4 protein-coding genes are annotated in these 3,014 nt (G+C 74.8%); 2 read left to right on the forward strand and 2 right to left on the reverse strand.

The window, feature by feature from the left end:
- Positions 1-407 precede the first annotated feature (407 nt).
- On the forward strand, positions 408-968 hold the full coding sequence (locus tag ADY59_RS46960) for a hypothetical protein (protein WP_049577769.1): 561 nt from the start codon (positions 408-410) through the stop codon (positions 966-968).
- Here the strand turns inward: ADY59_RS46960 and ADY59_RS46965 are convergent.
- Positions 963-1,745 (reverse strand): alpha/beta fold hydrolase, encoded by a 783-nt coding sequence (locus ADY59_RS46965; protein WP_049577773.1) that lies wholly within the window; start codon positions 1,743-1,745, stop codon positions 963-965. The two genes, ADY59_RS46960 and ADY59_RS46965, sit on opposite strands and share 6 nt — an antisense overlap.
- Positions 1,746-1,801: 56 nt before the next feature.
- On the opposite strand from ADY59_RS46965, the gene ADY59_RS46970 reads away from it, so the two are divergent.
- Complete coding sequence (locus ADY59_RS46970) at positions 1,802-2,425, forward strand: TetR/AcrR family transcriptional regulator C-terminal domain-containing protein (RefSeq protein WP_049577776.1); 624 nt, start codon at positions 1,802-1,804, stop codon at positions 2,423-2,425.
- A gap of 6 nt (positions 2,426-2,431) precedes the next feature.
- Here the strand turns inward: ADY59_RS46970 and ADY59_RS46975 are convergent, their stop codons facing one another.
- Positions 2,432-2,893: an ROK family protein gene (locus ADY59_RS46975; protein WP_053175853.1), complete on the reverse strand. Its 462-nt coding sequence runs from the start codon at positions 2,891-2,893 to the stop codon at positions 2,432-2,434.
- Positions 2,894-3,014: the final 121 nt, after the last annotated feature.

Here is a 3,014-nt window from a genome sequence, read left to right on the forward strand (position 1 = left end):
GTGTATAAGAGCCACCTCCCCCGCCGCCATCGCCATCCGGGTCGACGGGCCCCGCCTTTCCCCAGGCCGGCAGCTTCCTCCGGGATGTCCGGGACGCTTCGCCTGTTCCTGGCCCGGCTCGGCCAGTCGATCGGCGGCCGCGCGTCTGCCGGCGTCGTCACGCCGCCTGCACTCCTGGAGAGCCTCGTACGCGACACGCCGATGTCTGCCGATCAGCCGGAAGGGGATGACCGTGACTCCGCGCCCTCCGGCCGCCTGGGCCAGGATGAAGGCGCACAGGCTCACGGTCCGGCCCGCCATTTCAGCGTCGATGATCCCGGCAGCAGGTCTCCTGGCCGGCCCCCGAGTGAGCTCCTTCCACAGTTACGACAGACACCTGCCGTGCGGACACCTGATGGGACACAGCGATGCGACACACCTCCCCCTTATCGGCGGCCCTCGCCGCCGCCAGGCTCCCACCGGCGCGGCTCCCCCCGCCCGGTTCGATGGTCGCGGTCGCGAGGTGGCGGCTCGCGGAAGGCATCGGGGCGGTGCTCTCCGTACGGCACAGGCGTGACGGCGTGCCGGCGTCGGACGTCGCCGTGGCGGTGCGCTCGGAGGAGGGCGCCTGGCTCGACCTGGGCGTCACCTCCGGGTCCGGCGGCTATCCGGACGTCTTCTCCCGCTCCCCCGGCCTGCCGGACGCGACGCCGCTCGGCGTGACCGAGACCTGGATCTCGGACGCCCGCTTCAGAGGCGGCGCCGGGACGTCGCTTCGCCTGCTCGAGCTTCAGCTTGCCGGCTCCGTCACGTCAGTCGTCTGCGAGACGGCATCGTCGCGAGCCGAACAGGAGATCTCTCCGCTGGGCCTGTGCCTGGCGGGCGTCCTGGGCGACGAGCCCGCGAGCGTTCACCTGTACAGAGGCGCGGAAAGGGTGGACAGCATCCCTCTCCATCCCGCGTGGACGCCGCGGACGAGCGGGCTATAGGCCGGCGAGGGTCTCAATGACGCGGGCGACCTCGGCGGGGGCTCGCAGGTGGGCGCCGTGGCCCTGGCCGCGCAGGGTGACCCGGCGGGGGTGCGGGAGGCGGCGTTCGAGGGCGTCGAGGCGGTCGCCCAGGTGGGCGGGGCTCCGGTCGCCGCCCAGCAGGACGACGGGGGTCTCGATGGCGGCGTACGCGTCGAGGCGGTCGCCCAGTTCGTCGATCGCCTCCAGGTCGTCGATCTGCCGGGGCACCAGGGCTCGCATCCGGGGCGCGGCCGCGACGTACAGGCCGATGAGGCGGGAGGCGAACGGCGGCACGCCGACGACGTCACGGACGAAGATCTCGATGGCCTTGCCGGGACGGCCGGCGTCCACGGCGGCGCGGGCGCGGACGGCGGCCCGGCCGCCGAGCGGGAGGCCGGTGACGACCGGCGGCTCGTAGAGGACCGCGCCCGCGAACGCGCCGGGGGCGGCGGCCATCGCCTCCAGAGCGGCCACCCCGCCCGAGGAGTGGCCCACGAGCAGCACCGGCCCGCCGAGCGCCGCCGCCGCGGCGAGAACGTCGCCGGCCTCCTGGGCCATCGTGCAACGGGGGCGCAGGTCGGGACGGTACTGCCTGCGGTGCAGCCGTACGACGCGGTGGCGGGGGCTGAGCAGGCGGGCGACCTTGTGCCATTGCGAGCCGTCGTCCAGGCCCGCGTGCAGGACGAGGACGGCCGGGCCCCGGCCTTCGTCGGCGGCGCGGACACCGGCGCCGTCCGCCGTCGGGATGGTGAGCACGGATGCCTCCTTAGCAACGCTAAGGGCGACTTTAGCACTGCTAAGGTAGCGAGTCGATGGGCGAGAACAGGCGGGGCGGGCTGTCCCCACAGGTGCTGGTCGAGACCGCGTTGCGGCTGCTGGACGAGGTCGGGCTCGACGGGCTGACCGTGCGCAGGCTGGCCTCCGAGCTGGGTGTGCGCTCACCGGCGCTCTACTGGCACATCCGCACCAAGCAGGAGCTGCTGGACGGGATGGCCGACGCGATCGTGCTGGCGGCGGGCATGGGGCCGCCGGGCGCGGGCGAGACCTGGCAGGAGTGGCTGGCCCGGCGCGCCCGCGCCTACCGGCGCTGCCTGCTCGCGCACCGCGACAGCGCCCGGATCGTCGCCGGGGCCACGCGGCTCGGCGCGCAGACGGTCGCGATGTTCGACGAGGAGCTGGCCGAGCTGACCCGGCGCGGGTTCGGGCCGGTGCTCGCGTTGCGGGCGATCACCCATGTCACTCACTACGTCAACGGGTTCGTGCTACAGGAGCAGGCCGTGCGTCCCGAGGGCGGCGAGCCCGCCGGGCCGCCCGGCGACACGCTGGCGGCGGCCCTGCGCGAAGGCGGCAGCCCGCTGGGCGACGAGGCGTTCGAACACGGCCTGCGCACGCTCGTCTCGGGCGTCGAGGCCGTCCTGGAGCAGGGCGGGCGGTAGGGCCCGTCAGGGAGCCGGGGGCAGGGCGGTCAGCCCGGCGCCGACGAGGCCCGCCCGGTCGGTGAGGGCCGCCAGGCGGATCGGGGCGCGGCGCGGGCCGGGCAGGGCGTCGGCGCGGTAGGCCAGGCGGAGCGGGCCGAGAAGGAGGGGGCCGAGTCTCGACACGCCGCCCGCGATCACGATCACGTCCGGGTCCAGGAGGTTCGCGGCGCCGCCGAGCACGCGGCCCAGGAGGGTCGCGGCGGCGGTGATCACCTGGCACGCGCGTGGATCGCCGGACCGGGCCAGGGCGGCGACGGCGGCCAGGCCGAGCCGGTCGCCCGTCAGCTCGCGGTAGGAGCGCTCGATGGCGGGGCCCGAGGCGTGGGCTTCTACGTGGTCCGCCGCGCCGCACGAGCACCTGCGGCCGACGGGCCCGCCGACCGCAGAGGCGGGGGCGGCCGGGGGGGGGGGCGGGGTCCTTTTCACAACTCCTCGCCCCCCCGAACCCCGTATCAACCGTCTCCGTTGGTCTCTTCTCGAAAACAAAAAAGCGCCTTCCGCAGCGCCTGAGCCTCGTCGTCGCCGAGGTTCAGCGGTTGCATGAGCC

Origin of the sequence: Nonomuraea sp. SBT364 (genome assembly GCF_001083785.1) — a bacterium.
Lineage (GTDB): Bacteria > Actinomycetota > Actinomycetes > Streptosporangiales > Streptosporangiaceae > Nonomuraea.

Excerpts from the sequence above, each read along its gene's own strand:
- ADY59_RS46970 (WP_049577776.1), top strand. The coding sequence starts at position 1,802 with ATGGGCGAGAACAGGCGGGGCGGGCTGTCCCCACAGGTGCTGGTCGAG.
- ADY59_RS46960 (WP_049577769.1), top strand. The coding sequence starts at position 408 with ATGCGACACACCTCCCCCTTATCGGCGGCCCTCGCCGCCGCCAGGCTC.